At 44.1% G+C, this 689-nt stretch carries 1 protein-coding gene; it reads left to right on the forward strand.

Annotation, left to right across the window (positions count from 1 at the left end; genetic code table 11):
- Window positions 1–81: 81 nt before the first annotated feature.
- A partial coding sequence (locus A3739_RS26730; RefSeq protein ID WP_231877158.1) for a DMT family transporter occupies window positions 82–689 on the forward strand: 608 nt, incomplete at its 3' end.

Consider the following 689-nt stretch of genomic DNA (forward strand, 5'->3'; position numbering starts at 1 on the left):
TAGTTTTTAACGCTTACATTTGGGCCGAATATGCCAACTAAACCGTCTTCCAATATCGCGATCCTTACCTTAACTCTCGCCATGTTGATTTGGGCTAGCTCATTCATAGCGCTTAAAATAACATTTCAAGAGCTACATCCTGCCCAAGTGTTATTTGGAAGAATGTTATTGGCCAGTGTCTTTTTCGTATTCATGCTGCGTTGGATGGGGCGTCTAAACTATCAACGAGGTGACTGGAAGCTACTATTAATGATGGCGATAATGGAGCCCTGCCTCTATTTCATATTTGAATCATTAGCACTTCAAAACACGACAGCATCTCAAGCTGGCGTTGTAACATCTCTTCTGCCTTTATTGACTGCAATTGGCGCTTACCTTGTTCTCGACGAACGTCTGCATATTCGAACTTGGTTAGGATTTGCCATCGCCATTGTCGGTGCGATTATTTTAAGTGTTGCTGGAGATAGCTCAGAGACAGCCCCTAATCCGATGTTAGGTAACTTTTACGAATTGTTAGCGATGGTTTGCGCTGCCGTGTATACCTTAGCTGTGAAGCATTTAGTGAGTCGTTACTCCCCTCTCTTTCTCACAGCTCTGCAATCTTGGGTTGGAGCAATCTTCTTTCTTGGGCCTGCGATGTACGTCCCTTTACCTGAAACCATTAGTACAACGAGCGTTGTTGCCGTGAT

It is taken from the genome of Oleiphilus sp. HI0067, assembly GCF_001635735.1.